This is a genomic window from Kribbella capetownensis (assembly GCF_004331485.1).
Lineage (GTDB): Bacteria > Actinomycetota > Actinomycetes > Propionibacteriales > Kribbellaceae > Kribbella > Kribbella capetownensis.
This window is the reverse complement of record NZ_SJKD01000005.1, coordinates 321,978-336,433: the sequence shown is the minus strand read 5'-3', so window position 1 is coordinate 336,433 and position 14,456 is coordinate 321,978. Positions and strand designations below refer to the sequence as shown.

16 protein-coding genes are annotated in these 14,456 nt (G+C 69.3%); 8 read left to right on the top strand and 8 right to left on the bottom strand.

Translation table 11 applies throughout. The features are described 5' to 3' along the window. Positions 1 to 26 precede the first annotated feature (26 nt). Both E0H75_RS23220 and E0H75_RS23215 read right to left on the bottom strand, forming a co-directional pair. A complete protein-coding gene (locus E0H75_RS23220; RefSeq protein ID WP_131515739.1) occupies positions 27 to 452 on the bottom strand; it encodes a nucleoside deaminase in 426 nt (141 codons plus the stop codon). After that, positions 449 to 1,300, bottom strand: a complete 852-nt coding sequence (locus tag E0H75_RS23215) for an LLM class flavin-dependent oxidoreductase (RefSeq protein WP_131515738.1) — start codon at positions 1,298 to 1,300, stop codon at positions 449 to 451. The genes E0H75_RS23220 and E0H75_RS23215 overlap by 4 nt, the downstream gene beginning before the upstream one ends. A 94-nt stretch (positions 1,301 to 1,394) precedes the next feature. On the opposite strand from E0H75_RS23215, the gene E0H75_RS23210 reads away from it, so the two are divergent. Genes E0H75_RS23210 through E0H75_RS23200 form a run of 3 tightly spaced genes read left to right on the top strand, consistent with a single transcriptional unit; the run spans position 1,395 to position 3,508 of the window. Further along, entirely contained in the window at positions 1,395 to 1,856 is a 462-nt protein-coding gene (locus E0H75_RS23210) for an Lrp/AsnC family transcriptional regulator (RefSeq protein ID WP_131515737.1), read from the top strand. Between the two features lie 33 nt (positions 1,857 to 1,889). Next, positions 1,890 to 2,735 carry a hypothetical protein gene (locus E0H75_RS23205; protein WP_238163219.1) on the top strand — a complete coding sequence of 282 codons (846 nt, stop codon included), beginning with the start codon at positions 1,890 to 1,892 and terminating at the stop codon, positions 2,733 to 2,735. Continuing rightward, a complete protein-coding gene (locus E0H75_RS23200; protein WP_131515736.1) occupies positions 2,732 to 3,508 on the top strand; it encodes an SDR family oxidoreductase in 777 nt (258 codons plus the stop codon). The genes E0H75_RS23205 and E0H75_RS23200 overlap by 4 nt, the downstream gene beginning before the upstream one ends. Here the strand turns inward: E0H75_RS23200 and E0H75_RS23195 are convergent. Next, on the bottom strand, positions 3,505 to 3,939 hold the full coding sequence (locus E0H75_RS23195; protein ID WP_131515735.1) for an OsmC family protein: 435 nt from the start codon (positions 3,937 to 3,939) through the stop codon (positions 3,505 to 3,507). The genes E0H75_RS23200 and E0H75_RS23195 overlap by 4 nt on opposite strands. A gap of 30 nt (positions 3,940 to 3,969) precedes the next feature. After that, on the bottom strand, positions 3,970 to 4,629 hold the full coding sequence (locus E0H75_RS23190; RefSeq protein WP_131515734.1) for an SDR family oxidoreductase: 660 nt from the start codon (positions 4,627 to 4,629) through the stop codon (positions 3,970 to 3,972). A 42-nt stretch (positions 4,630 to 4,671) separates the two neighbouring features. Between E0H75_RS23190 and E0H75_RS23185 the strand changes: the two genes are divergently transcribed. After that, positions 4,672 to 5,442, top strand: coding sequence for an alpha/beta fold hydrolase (locus E0H75_RS23185; protein WP_131515733.1), 771 nt, complete (start codon positions 4,672 to 4,674; stop codon positions 5,440 to 5,442). Here the strand turns inward: E0H75_RS23185 and E0H75_RS23180 are convergent. After that, positions 5,436 to 7,313, bottom strand: coding sequence for a propionyl-CoA synthetase (locus E0H75_RS23180; RefSeq protein WP_131515732.1), 1,878 nt, complete (start codon positions 7,311 to 7,313; stop codon positions 5,436 to 5,438). The two genes, E0H75_RS23185 and E0H75_RS23180, sit on opposite strands and share 7 nt — an antisense overlap. Positions 7,314 to 7,364: 51 nt before the next feature. Between E0H75_RS23180 and E0H75_RS23175 the strand changes: the two genes are divergently transcribed. Then, positions 7,365 to 8,285, top strand: coding sequence for a threonine/serine dehydratase (locus tag E0H75_RS23175; RefSeq protein WP_131515731.1), 921 nt, complete (start codon positions 7,365 to 7,367; stop codon positions 8,283 to 8,285). Here the strand turns inward: E0H75_RS23175 and E0H75_RS23170 are convergent. Beyond that, positions 8,278 to 8,901 (bottom strand): rhomboid family intramembrane serine protease, encoded by a 624-nt coding sequence (locus E0H75_RS23170; RefSeq protein WP_131515730.1) that lies wholly within the window; start codon positions 8,899 to 8,901, stop codon positions 8,278 to 8,280. The two genes, E0H75_RS23175 and E0H75_RS23170, sit on opposite strands and share 8 nt — an antisense overlap. A gap of 82 nt (positions 8,902 to 8,983) precedes the next feature. On the opposite strand from E0H75_RS23170, the gene E0H75_RS23165 reads away from it, so the two are divergent. Then, positions 8,984 to 10,213, top strand: coding sequence for a Cmx/CmrA family chloramphenicol efflux MFS transporter (locus E0H75_RS23165; protein WP_238163218.1), 1,230 nt, complete (start codon positions 8,984 to 8,986; stop codon positions 10,211 to 10,213). On the opposite strand, the gene E0H75_RS23160 is transcribed toward E0H75_RS23165, so the two are convergent. Further along, on the bottom strand, positions 10,155 to 11,570 hold the full coding sequence (locus tag E0H75_RS23160) for an APC family permease (RefSeq protein WP_131515729.1): 1,416 nt from the start codon (positions 11,568 to 11,570) through the stop codon (positions 10,155 to 10,157). The two genes, E0H75_RS23165 and E0H75_RS23160, sit on opposite strands and share 59 nt — an antisense overlap. Positions 11,571 to 11,684: 114 nt before the next feature. Between E0H75_RS23160 and E0H75_RS23155 the strand changes: the two genes are divergently transcribed. After that, positions 11,685 to 12,644 (top strand): DUF389 domain-containing protein, encoded by a 960-nt coding sequence (locus tag E0H75_RS23155; RefSeq protein ID WP_131515728.1) that lies wholly within the window; start codon positions 11,685 to 11,687, stop codon positions 12,642 to 12,644. A gap of 190 nt (positions 12,645 to 12,834) precedes the next feature. Continuing rightward, positions 12,835 to 13,782, top strand: a complete 948-nt coding sequence (locus E0H75_RS23150) for a helix-turn-helix domain-containing protein (RefSeq protein WP_131515727.1) — start codon at positions 12,835 to 12,837, stop codon at positions 13,780 to 13,782. Position 13,783: 1 nt separating this feature from the next. Here E0H75_RS23150 and E0H75_RS23145 read toward each other — a convergent pair whose 3' ends face one another. Further along, complete coding sequence (locus tag E0H75_RS23145) at positions 13,784 to 14,413, bottom strand: HNH endonuclease family protein (protein ID WP_131515726.1); 630 nt, start codon at positions 14,411 to 14,413, stop codon at positions 13,784 to 13,786. Between the last annotated feature and the right edge of the window lie 43 nt (positions 14,414 to 14,456).

The window sequence follows — 14,456 nt, the reverse complement described above, 5'->3', positions numbered from 1 at the left end:
GAGGGGCCGGCCGTTGCGGCCGGCCCCTACGCGTAGTACCCGTCGACCGGCACGCGCGCCTCGTCGTACAGGGCAGGTCCTTCCAGCGGTACGGCGGGGAAGCTGCCGGTCGGCTTGAGTCCGCCCAGTTGCTCACCGGACAGTGCGTACACCACCAGGCCGAGGCCGGAGCGCGCGAGCGCGCCGGAGCACATCCCGCACGGCTCGCAACTGGTGTACATGGTCGTGCCCGCCGCCGTCTCGGCGTCGAGGTTGCGCGCGGCCCAGACCGCGAGCTTCAGCTCCGGGTGGAAGCTGATATCCGCCTCGGTGATGGTCGTGTTCTGTTCCTCGGCCAGAATCGTCCCCTCCGGTCCGACCAGCAGCGAGCCGAACGGCGGATCGCCGGCCCGGCGTGCGGCCGCGGCCAGCTCGATCGCGCGTCGGAGGAAGCCTTCTGCTTCGGGGGTCACGTGTTCTCCCATCGTCGATGCGCGGCGATCGTCGCCAGCGCTTGCCAGGCCACTTCGGGCCGTTCCGTCTCGGCGGGGTCCCCCAGGTAGGGATCCAGAAGGACACTCCGCGCGCCGAGATCGCGGAGTGCGTCGATGTCGGCGAGAACCTGCTCGAGAGAGCCCACTCCCGCGACCCTGTCCTCTTCGGGCAGCGGCTCCGCTGTCAGCCGGAGCAGGATCCGCGGCGCGAACGCCGGCACCGGCCGGCCCTCCTCGGCGGCGATCGACCGCAGCCGGTCCAGTGCTCCACGCATCCAGTCGAGCCGCTCCCGGAGCGGGTGCCACGCGTCGCCGAATCGGACCGCCCGGCGAAGTCCCACGGTGCTGTGTCCGCCGATCCACAGTGGAAGACTGCCACCGCCGCCGTAGTCCTTCTCGTCCGCCCACACTTCGCGGAGCACGGCGAGCAGTTCGTCGGTCTCGCGCCCGCGGCGAGTGAAGTCGGCACCGAGTGCCTCGAACTCCTGCCGCGCCCAGCCGGACCCGACGCCGAGCACCAGCCGGCCGCCGCTCAGCTGCTGCAGGTTCGCCGCCATCCTTGCCACCAGCAACGGGTGCCGGTACGGCGCGATCAGCACGGTGGTGCCGAGCCGGATCCCATCGGTGATCCCGGCCAGCCAGCTCAACGTGGTGAACGGCTCGTAGAACGGCGCCGGGTACTGCTCGGCGACATCCGGGGTGATCACGACATGATCGGACACCATCAACAGGTCGTAGCCGAGACCTTCTACGGTCCGGGCCCAGCCACGCAACCGGTCCGGATTCGTGCCGGGACCGAAGTTCGGGACATTCACACCAAGTTCCACGCCATTCAGGCTATCGAGGGCAATGCCCGGTTTTGAAGGGATTCCTCCCGGTGTACGGCGGCTTCGGCCGGGGAATCACCGGTAATATCGCGGCATGACCGAGACTCTCGATCCGACCGACTGGGCCATCCTGGTCGAGCTGCAGAACGACGCGCGGATGTCGCTGACCGAGCTCGGCCGCCGGGTCAACCTCAGTGCGTCCGCGGCGACCGAGCGGGTCCGCCGGCTCGAATCGACCGGCGTCATCAGCGGCTACCGGGCCGACGTCGACCTGACCAAGGTCGGGTACGCCGTACTCGCTGTCGTCCGGCTGAAGTATCCGGGCAACAAGCACGAGCCGCTGCGCCAGTTGCTCAAGGAGCGGCACGAGCTCCTGGAATGCCTACGCACCACCGGCGACGACTGCTACACGCTCAAGGTCGCCGCGGCATCCATGCCGCACCTGGAGGAACTCGTGAACGAGCTCACCGAGTTCGGCAGCACCACGACCAACCTCGTCTACACGCAGACCCAGCCGTACCGCGGTCCGCAGGCCGCGCCCGGCGAAACCCGGTAGCGGTCAGCGGCGGGAGTTGAGAGCGTTGGCCGGGTGACTCTGACGGTCCTCGGCATCGAGGTCTCCCCCGCCCTGCTCGCGCACTGGGTCGACTGGCTTGCGCCCGAGGTCCAGCCGTTCTACGTCACCAGGCAACAGGCGAAGCAATGGGACCTCGTGACGGATGACCGCGAGCCGACGCGGGAGCAACGCGACACCTATCGCGTCTACCGGCTGGACAGCTCCGCGACGCACGTGGCCTGGCTGGACGAACCGACGTACGCCGCCCTGCCGACGGCGACGCGGGCGGCACTGGTCCGCGCGCAGGTCCGTCACAACCGCGGCGTCGTGCCGACCGTACGGCGGTGGCACACGGCTCTCGGGCCGGAGATCCGCCAGCAGGCCGACGGCCACCGGTTCGTCTGGTGGAAGCCGTTGCTCGAGGACCGGGCCGAGCTCGTGCTCCCACAGGTCGTCAGCGAGGACATCGGACCGAGTCGGCACACCGAGGTCCGCGAGTGGCCGTCCACACTCCCCCGCGTCCGGGAGCTCGCCGGGACATTCGCCGCGGGCAGCGGACCCAACTGCTTCGGAACCGTCATGGCTGCGGCCGGTGTCGAAGGAGCGGACCAGGTCTGGATGATGCGCGAGCCCTTCGAGGAGTGGCTCGCCGGCAACACAGTGCCGCGCGGACGGGACGACGTACCAGGGACCGTCTTCGTCTGGCGGAACCTGAATGGCCTCGTGCAGCATGCGGCAATCACCATCGGCGGCGGCTGGATGTTGCACAAGCCGTCGCAGTCGTGGATGACGCCGCGCAAGATCCGTACGGTCGCGGAGGTCAAGCGCAGTACGAGGACTGCCGGCTGGCGATTGGAGCGTCGTAGGCTGTCGCTGTGAGGCTTCTCGTCACTGGGGCCGCCGGCTTCCTGGGGCGTGAGGTCGTGCGGCTTGCCGGCCATGATGTCGTTCCGACGTACCACACAGCTGCGGTCGCAGGCGGGGTTCGGATGGATGTCCGGGACCGTGGCGAGGTCGATGACGTGCTGCGCCGGGTCCGTCCCGATGGTGTCATCCACGCGGCGTTCCGGCAGTCCGACTGGGAGACGACAGCCGACGGAGCAGCCAACCTCGCCGTGGCCGCGAGGGGTGCGCGGCTGGTGTTCGTGTCGACGGATGTGGTGTTCGGCGGCGGCGATCAGCCGTACGACGAGGACGCGGCGCCGTGCCCGGTGACGCCGTACGGCGCGGCGAAGGCGGCCGCCGAGACGACGATCCGCGCGGTCGATCCGTCCGCGGTGATCGCGCGTACGTCGATCATCGTCGGGAGCGACGGTACGTCGGCCAGCGAACGGCTCGTGCACGCGTTGGCGAGGGGACAGTCGGGAGCACTGTTCGCCGGCAACATCCGGTGCCCGGTGCACGTGACTGACCTGGCGGCCGCGCTGCTCGAGCTACTGGAATCCGACCACACCGGCACGGCTCACGTGGCCGGGCCCGACGCCGTCAGCCGGCTGGAACTCGGCCGGCTGATCGCGGCCCGTGACGGCCTCGACCCGGACACGTTGCCGTTCGTACCTGGCCTTCCGTCGGACGTTCGCCTCGACAGCCGGAAAACACAGAAGCTCCTCACCACCCGGCTCCGCCCGGTCGGCGAGTTCCTGAGGAGCTAGGCGGTTTCGTCGACCGTCGTCGTGACCGGGCTGCCGAGCTCTACCGTGCGGCTGACAGTGCACAGGCGGTCGTGCGACATCTTCACGGCGCGCGGCAGGGCCTCCCGGGCCTTGTCGCCGTCCTCGCCGTCGGGGAAGCGGATGGTGAACTCGACGGCGAGGTTCTCCATCCGGTTGCCCTCTTCGGCGTCACGGACCTTGTCGCCGCGCACCTCGGCGCGGAACTCGGTCGGCTCGGCCCGCCGGCTGAGCACGATGTCGACGTCGATCGCCGAGCAGGTGCCGATCGCGGCCAGCAGCAGCTCGACCGGGGTGAAGTCGGTGTCCGCACCGCCGGAACCGACCCGGATGCTGCCGCCGCGCGCGTTGCGGACCTCGTAGCTGCTGTTCGCCAGGCGTTCGAACTCAACCTGCCGGAGTGTGTCGCTCATAGCCGTCACAATCTGTTGCTCATGGCAACGTCAGAGAGTCGTCAAAGCCTCGGCCACCGGGGTCTGTCCGGCGACGAGTTCAAGGGTCCGGCCGATCGCGGCCGGGGTGTCACAGAGGCCGGCCAGCACCAGCGCCACGTCGTCGCGGCTGATCCGGCCGTTGCGGACGTCGCCGATCTTGTCCGCGAGCAGGACGCGTCCGGTGCCAGGGTCGTTGGTGAGGCCGCCCGGACGCAGGATCGTCCAGTCGAGATCCCTGGATCGCAGGTCTTCCTCGGCAGCCCACTTGGCCTTCAGATAGACGGTGAAGGTCTCGTCGTCGGTCAGCGAGGGAGCCCGGTCAGCGTTGATCGAGCCGACCTGGAGATGCCGCCGTACGCCGGCCTGCTCGGCCGCGTCCGCGAACAACGCGGCCGCTCCCCGGTCGACCGTGTCCTTCCGCGCCTTGCCACTGCCCGGTCCGGCACCCGCGGCAAAGATCGCCACGTCGGCCCCGTTCAGTACGCCGGCGACTGCCGCGGCATCTGCCTGCTCGAGATCCAGTACGGCCGCCTGCCCGCCGGCCGCGGCGATATCGGCCTCGTGATCGGGGTTGCGGACCAGCCCGACCACCTCGTGACCGTCATCGGCCAGCAGCTTGGTCAGCCGCAGCGCGATCTGTCCGTGTCCACCCGCAATCACCACTCGCATGCCCCGAGCCTAGCTCGCCGCCGCATCAGGCAGACTGCTCCCGTGCCGCACGCAACAGCCGCCGACGGGAACCGGATCGCGTACCAGGTCCGTAGCGAGGGGCAACCGCTCGTCCTGCTGGCCGGCCAGGCCAACAATCACACCTGGTGGGACCCGATCCGGGCCGACTTCGAGGCGACGTACCGGACGATCACGCTGGACTGGCGTGGCACCGGGGACAGCGACAAGCCGGACGAGGTCTACAGCACTCCCGGCTTCGCCGATGACGTGGTCGCGGTGCTCGACGACCTCGGGTTGCCGGCCGCGCACGTGTACGGCACGTCGATGGGTGGCCGGGTCGCGCAGTGGATCGCGATCAACCATCCGGATCGCGTCAACGCGCTGGTGCTCGGGTGCACGTCACCCGGTGCCAAGCACGGCTATGAGCGGAGTCAGGAGATCCGCCGCGCTCTGGCCGACCCGCAACGCACGGACAGCGTGCTGCTAGAGCTCATGTACACGCCGACCTGGCTGGCGGCGAACCCCGGTCCGCACCCGGTGCTCGGTGACCCCGACATGCCGGCGTACGCGAAGGGGCGGCATCTGGTCGCAAGCAACCGGCACGACGCGTGGGAAGGACTGCCGAGTATCACCGCGCCGACGTTGATCCTGCACGGGACGGATGACATCTTCAGTCCGGTCGCCAACGCGCAGCTCCTCGCGGACCGGATCCCCGGCGCCCGCGCAGAACTCATCCAAGGCGCGCGGCACGCGTACTTCCATGAGTTCCGGTCTGTCGCCAGCCCGTTGGTGCTGGAGTTCTTGGCTCACTGACGCCGCAGGATCGGGCGGAGCGCGTCGAGCACACTCGCGTCCTCGATCGTCGACGGCACCGCCTCGTCCCGGCCGTCCGCGATCCCGCGCATCGTCTTGCGCAGGATCTTCCCCGACCGCGTCTTCGGCAGCCCGTCCACCACCGACACGTCCCGGAACGCCGCCACCGGCCCGATCTCCCGCCGTACCGCTGCCACCAACTCCTCTCGCAGCACGTCCTCAGGAATGTCGGCACCAGCCTTGAGTACGACGAGACCGCGCGGGACCTGGCCCTTCAATGCGTCGTGTACGCCGATCACCGCGCACTCGGCGACCGCCGGATGAGCCGCGAGAACCGCTTCCATCGAACCCGTCGACAGGCGATGCCCGGCGACATTGATGACGTCGTCGGTGCGCCCCATCACGAAGATGTAGCCATCCTCGTCGAGGTAGCCGGAGTCGCCGGTCAGGTAGTAGCCGTCGTACCGGCTCAGGTAGTTGTCGATGTAGCGCTGGTCATCGCCCCACAGCGTCGGCAGCGCACCCGGCGGCAGCGGGAGTTTGATCGCGATCGCGCCCTCCTCGCCCGCGGGCTGCGGCGTCCCCACGGCGTCCAGGATCTGTACGTCCCACCCTGGCACCGGGACCGTCGCCGAGCCCGGCTTGGTCGGCAGCGCCTCGAGCCCGCGCGGGTTCGCGGCGATCGGCCACCCGGTCTCCGTCTGCCACCAGTGATCCACCACCGGTACGCCGAGATGCTCGTGAGCCCAGTGATACGTCTCGGGATCGAGCCGCTCGCCGGCCAGGAACAGAGTCCCGAAGGCGCTCAGGTCGTACTTCGACGCGAGCTCTGCCTCCGGGTCGACCTTCTTGATCGCCCGGATCGCGGTTGGTGCAGTGAACAGGGCCTTCGCACCGTGCTCGGAGATGACCCGCCAGAACGCACCGGCGTCCGGCGTACCGACGGGCTTGCCCTCGTAGAGGACAGTGGTCGCGCCGACCAGCAGCGGCGCGTAGACGATGTAGGAGTGGCCGACGACCCAGCCGACATCGGAGGCGGTCCACCACACGTCACCGGGACCGATGTCGTAGATCGCCCGCATCGACCAGGACAGCGCGACCGCGTGGCCGCCGTTGTCGCGGACCACTCCCTTCGGCTTCCCCGTCGTACCTGAGGTGTAGAGGATGTAGAGCGGATCGGTCGCGGCGACCGGGACCGGATCGGCCGGCTTCGCCGCGGCGGTCAGCTCGGCCCAGTCGAGATCACGTTCGGTGAGCTCGGCCAGAGCGGTCTCCCGCTGGAGCACGATGGTGTGCTCCGGCTGGTGCCGGCTGAGTTCGAGAGCCTCGTCGATGATCGGCTTGTACTCGACCACGCGGGTGGGCTCGATGCCGCAGGACGCTGCCACGATCACCTTCGGCGTCGCGTCGTCGATGCGCGCGGCGAGCTCGCGGGGTGCGAACCCACCGAAGACCACCGAGTGGATCGCGCCGAGCCGCGCGCACGCGAGCATGGCGACGGCGGCCTCGGGCACCATCGGCATGTAGACGATGACGCGGTCGCCCAGACCCACACCGAGCGAGGCGAGCGCGCCGGCGAACCGCGCGACCTCGTCCCGCAACTCGCCGTACGTGTACGACCGGCCCGTGCCGGTGACCGGAGAGTCGTAGATCAGCGCGACGCGGTCGCCGTTCCCCGACTCGATGTGCCGGTCGAGCGCGTTGTACGACGTGTTGAGCTCGGCGTCGGGGTACCACCGGTAGAGAGGGGCGCCCGAGCCGTCGAGCGCCCGCGTCGGCGGACGGGTCCAGGAGATCGCCTCAGCCGCCTCCAGCCAGAACCCTTCCGGATCAGCGAGACTCCGCCGGTAGCTCTCGTCGTACGCGCCCATTTCTGATGGCCTCCCAACCGTCGGCTGCTCTCATCGTGGCAGGGTTGAGGCATGACGGTAAGGGTCGATGACGTGCGGGCGGCGGCGGAGCGGATCGCCGGACGGGTACGACGGACTCCGGTGATCGAGGTGGCGCCGGGCCTGGTCTTCAAGCTGGAACTGCTGCAGCACACCGGTTCGTTCAAGCCGCGCGGCGCGTTCAACCGGCTCCTGGTCGCGAAGGAACGCGGTGAGCTGACCGGGCTGGGCATCGTCGCGGCATCCGGTGGCAACGCGGGTCTGGCCGCGGCGTACGCCGCCCGCGAACTCGGCGTACCGGCGCGGATCTTCGTCCCGGTCAATGCGCCCGCTCCGAAGGTCGCCAAGCTGCGCACGCTCGACGCCGAGGTGGTCCAGGTCGGAAACGAGTACGCCGAGGCGTACCAGGCGGCGGTCGAGGCGCGGGACGAGGGCGACGCGCTGCTCCTGCACGCCTACGACCAGCCGGAGGTCGTCGCCGGCCAGGGCACGATCGGGCTGGAGCTGCTCGAGCAGGCCGGGTCCTTCGACACGGTGCTGGTCGCTGTCGGTGGTGGCGGACTGATCGCAGGGATCGCGACGGCGATCGGCGACAACGCGCAGGTGATCGGAGTGGAGCCGGAGTTGTCGGCGACCCTGCATCGCGCGCTCGAGGCCGGCGAACCGGTCGACGGGCCAGTCGGTGGCGTGGCGGCGGACTCGCTCGGTGCCCGGCGACTCGGTGATCTCGCGTTCGCGGCCGCGCAGCAGAACGGCGTACGGTCGCTGCTCGTTGACGAGGAAGCCATCGTTGCTGCCCGCAACGAGCTCTGGCACGAGTATCACCTGGCCGTCGAGCACGGCGCCGCCGTCACGTACGCCGCGCTGAAGTCGGGCGCCTACCGCCCGGCCGATGGCGAGCGGGTGGTCATGGTGGTCTGCGGAGCCAACACGGATCCCGCGACGCTCACCTGACCGGTCTGGCCGGCGTGCGCTTCGGCCGGTCGTCGGCCAGGATCCAGGCGGCCAGGACACCGGCGATCGCGCCGAACAGGTGTCCCTGCCAGGAGATCCCGTCCTGCGGCAGCAGTCCGCCGAGCAGCGCGCTCCCCCAGACCAGGACGACCAGTACGCCGACCAGAACCTGGCCGATCCGGCGGTTGAACAGTCCGCGCATGATCAAGTAGGCGGCGTACCCGAAGACCAGACCGCTGGCGCCGATCGTGATCGTGTTCGGCGGTGAGATCAGCCAGGTGCCGAAGCCGCCGATCACCGTCACGATGGCGGTCACCGCGAACAAGCGCGCCGCACCGCCGACGGCGATCAGCAGGCCGAGCGTCACCAGCGGCAGTGTGTTCGAGATCAGATGGCCGAAGCCGAGGTGCAGGAACGGCGCGGTGATGATGCCGACCAGCCCCTGCGGATCACGCGCGATGATCCCGTACTGATCGAGCGCGCCGTTCGTCGCGGCGTCGATGATCTCGCTGAGCCACATCAGCCCGACCAGCACACCGAGCAGCTTCAGCCCGCTCCCGATCCGGGCAGCGTCGACCGCCCGACCGGTCCGCTTGGCAGGTGTCTGGGAGCTCATGCATCAACGATGCCGTATCCGGCCAAGTCTCAGTCCTTGACAGGCGCGGCGACAGCACACAGTGATCTCTGCGATACTCCCGGTGGCTATCGAGGTGAGGTGGGGGAACGCGATGCCGGTTGCCGTCTATGTGCTGGGCTTGAGCATCTTCGCGCAGGGAACGTCGGAGTTGATGCTCGCCGGTCTGCTGCCCGAATTGTCGGGCGATCTAGGCATCTCCATCCCGGCCGCGGGCCTGCTGATCTCGGCGTTCGCGGTCGGCATGCTGCTCGGCGCGCCGATCCTGGCGGTCGTCACGCTCAAGTGGTCCCGGCGTACGGCGTTGCTCGTCTTCCTCGGCATCTTCGCGGCCACCCACGTCGCGGGGGCCCTGACCCCGAACTACGCCGTACTCCTGGCCACGCGCGTCGTCGGCGCCTTCGTGTACGCCGGTTTCTGGTCGGTGGCTGCCGTCACTGTCGTCGCCCTGGTGCCGGTCGACCGGCGGGCTCGCGCGATGAGCGTCGTCACCGGCGGCCTGACCATCGCCACCATCGTCGGCCTTCCGATCGGGACGGTGCTCGGGCAGAACCTCGGCTGGCGATCGGCGTTCTGGACGGTCGCCGGTCTGTGCGTCCTCGCGATGGCCGGAGTCTTCGCGACCATCCCCGGTGGCAGGCCGGACCCGAAGAGCGCGCCCCGGCTGCGCGAGGAACTTCGTGCCCTTCGCCACGCCAGACTCTGGTTGGCCTTCGGCACGACCGCACTGGTCACCGCCACCATTCTGGTGGTGTTCAGCTACCTCGCTCCCCTGCTGATCAACACAACCGGGCTGACGCCGAGCGCCGTACCGGGCGTGCTCGCTCTCTACGGTCTGGGGTCGTTCATCGGCATCACGCTCGGCGGGCGAACCGCGGACGCCCTGCCGTTCCACACGCTGTTCGTGGGCATCACCGGCCTGGGCATCCTGTCCGCCGTCCTCGCCCTCACCGCGACGAATCCCGTCGTCACCCTCGCGGTGGTCGTGCTGCTCGGCGGCTTCGGCTTCGCGACCAACCCCGCGCTCAACGCCCGCGTCTTCAGCCTGGCCGGCGACGCGCCGACGCTGGCAACCGCGACCAACTTCTCCGCGTTCAACGTCGGCATCACCGCCGGGCCGTGGCTCGGCGGCCTCGCGATCGACGCCGGAGCCGGCTACCCGGCACTCGGGTGGATCGCGGTGGCCACCGGGCTCGCGGCCCTCGCGACGGTGGTGGTTGCAGCCTTCCTTCCGGTCAGTTCACCGGGCCGCTCGGGTCGATGTGGCTCGGATCGAACTCGGCGTGCCGCTTGAACACGTACTTGTTCAGCAGCCAGGTGATCGCCCAGAGCGCGACGCCGACGAGCATCAGCCAGCCGGCGATCTTGTAGTCCGCCGAGTCACGCCCGGACAGTGGGCTGGCCAGGTAGACGCACAGGACCACACCGAGCAGCGGGAGCGCGGTCGGGGCGTGGAAGTGCTTGTGCTCGACCCGGTCCCGGCGCAGCACCAGGACGGCCACGTTCACGATCGCGAACACGCACAGCAGCAGGAACGCCGTCGTCCCACCGAGCGCCGCCAGGTCGGCGTACCCGATCAGGAAGAACGCGAGCAGCGTGGTGAACAGGATCGCGATCCACGGCGTCCGGCGCCGGCGCAGCACTCGGCCGAGCGGACCGGGCAGGACCTGCTCGTGCGACATGCCGTACAGCAGTCGGCTCGCCATCAGCATGTTGATCAGCGCCGAGTTCGCCACCGCGAACATGGTGATCCAGGCGAACACCTCGAGCGGGAACCCCGGCGCACCGGCCTGGACGACCTTCAGCAGCGGGGTCGCGCCTTCGTTCAGGTCTTCGGGTGAGACCAGCGTGACCGCGGAGATCGCGACCAGGACGTAGATGACACCGGTGATGCACAGGCCGGTGAGCATCATCTTCGGGAAGATCCGGACCGGGTCCTTGGTCTCCTCGGCCATGTTCACCGAGTCCTCGAAACCGACCATTGCGAAGAAGGCCAGCGCGGTCGCCGCAGTGACGGCACCGAACGGCGACTCACCGGACGGGACGTTGAAGTCGGTCAGCCGCGAGGTGTCGCCGTCGCCGCCGGCCAAGGCCCATGCGCCGATGCCGATCACGATCAGCAGACCGCTCAACTCGACACAGGTCAGGACGACGTTCGCCTTCACGCTCTCGCCGACGCCGCGCAGGTTGACCAGCGCGATCAGCGTCATGAATCCCAGCGCGGTGATCATCAGCAGCGACCCGCGCTCGGGGTCGATGTCGGCGGCGGTGAAGAAGTTCGCCGCGAACGCCTTCGACGCGCTCGACGCCGAGGTGAGACCGGAGCACATCACCGCGAACGTGAGCAGGAAGGTGAGGAAGTGGATCCCGAATGCCTTGTGCGTGTAGACCGCGGCGCCGCCGGCCTTCGGGTACTTCGTGACGAGTTCCAGATAGCTGGTCGCGGTCAGCAGCGCCACGATGAACGCGCACAGGAACGGCAGCCAGACCGCTCCGCCGACCTCGCCGGCCACCTTCCCGGTCAGCGCGTAGACGCCGGTTCCGAGAATGTCCCCGACCACGAACAGGAGTAGTAGGCCGGGTCCCATGACCCGTTTGAGTTCAGGACGCTCGCCGGTCTGAGGTGCGGCGGCGCTGGGGCTCTCGCTCATCGTGCCTCCCTGGAATCGGTGCGTCAGTCGACCACATTCCGGGGTGCATTCGCCACAGCCTGCGACCAAGCCGCGGCCGGAAGGTGACCGGCGGCCTGGGAGCATGGACCCGTGATGCACCTTCGTCTCATCGTCCCATCGGATCGCACCACGCGCGTCCTGGACACGCTCGTCGGCGACTCCCGGGTGACCAGCGTCGTCCGGCTGCCAGGCGCCGCCCAGCGCCCGGCCGGCGACGTGATCGAGTGCGACGTGACCCGGGAGGCGACCTCGGACATCCTCGCCTTCCTCAAGGACGAGGGCCTGTACGACGAGGGCTCGGTGGCGGTTGCCGCGGTCGACGCTGCGCCGTCGCGGAACGCTCGCGAGACCGAGAAGGCGGCACCGGGTGCGCCGGACGACGCGGTCATCTGGGACGCGGTCGTCGACCAGGCCTACAACGAGGCCGGCGGATCCTGGGTCTACTACGCCTTTCTCACCCTGGCGACCATGATCGCGTCGGTTGCCGTGATCACCGATTCGTCGATCCTGGTCGTCGGCGCGATGGTCGTCGGTCCCGAGTTCGGTGTCGTCGCCGCGCTGGCCGTCGGAGTGGCCCTGCGCAACTGGGGCCTGACCGGGCGGTCCGCGCGCCTGCTGGTGCTCGGCTTTCTGCTGGCCATCGCCCTGACCACACTGGCAGCCCTGCTGGCCCGTGCCGCCGGCTGGATCGATGTCGGGTCTGTCACCGCGGACCGTCCTCTGACCGGCTTCATCTGGCGGCCGGACCGGTGGTCGGCGGTCGTCGCCGTACTGGCCGGGTGCGCCGGCGTCTTGTCGCAGACGGCTGGACGCTCGAACGCACTCGTCGGCGTCTTCATCTCGGTCACGACAGTGCCCGCGGCCGGGGACCTGGCCTTGTCGCTCGCGCTGTGGGCTCCGGAACAACTCGGCGGCGCGGCGGCACAGCTCGGGATCAACCTCGCCGGCATGACCGTGGCCGGGGTAGTCACGCTGCTGGTGCAGCGGGCGGTCTGGCGGACCTACCCGCGGCTGAAAGGGCGCGGAAAGGCGGGCGCGCGCGTTGAGGCTTGACCAGACGTCCCCTGTCCGGTCCGCGCGCGCCCGGCAGACATAGTCGTACCCCACTCGCGGCGGATTCGCACCTACGGATCGCCTGACGGATGCCGGACATGGCGCGAAGTCGCCAATAACGGGAAAACGATTCCACCTCTATCCAGGAGACGAGATAGCCTGTCCGGGATCCGGGCGATGGGAGGGACGGATGCTGGCGTCGGTGGGGGTTGATCCGCCTGACGAGGAGGCGTACCGCGCCCTGCTGACCGCGTCCGGCTGCGGGATCGCCGAGCTGGCCAAACTCCTCGACCGCGACGAGCACGAGGTCGTTACGACCGTCGAGCGGCTGGAGGCTCTCGGCCTGCTCACCACCACCTCGGACCATCCGGTGCGGCTGCTGCCGACCCGTCCCGACGTCGCCGTCGACGCCTTGGTCGCCGTACGTCGTGCCGAGCTGGACCGGGTGCGCGCCGAGGCCAGGGTGTTGCTGACGGAGCTGCGGGCCCAGGAGCAGCACCGGCCGGAGAACCTGGTCGAGGTGATCGTCGGTCAGGAGGCGATCGCGGCCCGGTTCGCGCAGTTGCTCAACGGGACCCGTGAAGAGCTGCTGGTGCTCGACCGGCCGCCGTACGCGTCGAAGACCGGGGAGTCGGAGCCACGGGTGCGCGGGTTGCTCAGCGACGGTGTGGTTGTCCGGGGCATCTACTCCCCCGACTCACTCGACCGTCCCGGTGGCGTCGACCAGGCCTACAGTGCGGCGGACGCCGGTGAGACCTCGCGGATCCATCCGCAGCTTCCGATGAAGCTCGCCGTCTTCGACCGCCGGGCCGCGTTGATGCCGCTGGACGTCGACCAACTGGTCGACAGCGCTCTCGTCGTACATCCGTGTGCATTGCTCGACGCACTGGCCGAGATGTTCACGCTGTTGTGGGACCAGGCAGTTCCGGTGGTGCCTGTGGTCAAGACGGACCCGCTCGACGCGCGGCTGATGACGCTGCTCGGCGCGGGCCTCAAGGACGACGCGATCGCGCGGCAGCTCGGGCTCAGCAGTCGCACGGTCGGCCGCCGGGTGGCCGAGCTGATGGAGACGCTGGGTGCGCGGACCCGGTTCCAGGCCGGCATCCACGCCCAGCGCCGCCATCTCCTCGAAGACTGAGTCAGCAGGTCGCGAGCATCTGCTGCAGCGCGGTCTTCTCCGCCGACTGCAGCGACAGGCCGTAGGTGTGCTTCACCCAGATCCATTCGCGCGCGTAGATGCAGTGCACCGACGCGTTCGTGGGCTGCCAGGAAGCCGGGTCCGAGTCACCCTTCGAGCGGTTGCTCGACGCCGACACCGCGATCAGCTGCGCGATGCTCAAGTCGTTGGCGAACTGCTGACGACGGGCCGTGGTCCAGGCGTTCGCACCGGACTTCCACGCCTCGGCGAGCGGCACGATGTGGTCGATGTCGACGCCCGATGAGTCCTCGACATAGGTGGCGTCGTACACGCTGTACCAGCGGCCGGTGGTCGGCTGGCAACTGCTGTCGACGGCGACGCCGGTACCGTCGCGTTTCAATACCTCTTCGCGGGTGTCGCAGCTACCGGACTGGGTGATCCAGTGCGGGAACAGATCCCGGCTGTACCCGCTCGTCGAGCCCTCCGTCTTCACCGTGAGGCTCGCCAGGTAGGTGGCCGACGTGCTGGCCGACGGCGGGTCCGGCGGATACGCGAGCGCCGGTCCGGCGCTCAGGGTGAACGCCGCGGTCGCGGCGACTGCTGTCAGTGCAGCGGTGATCGAACGTCGCATAGGTCAGGCCTCCGAGGGTGGGGCGGATCCCCCCTGACGTACT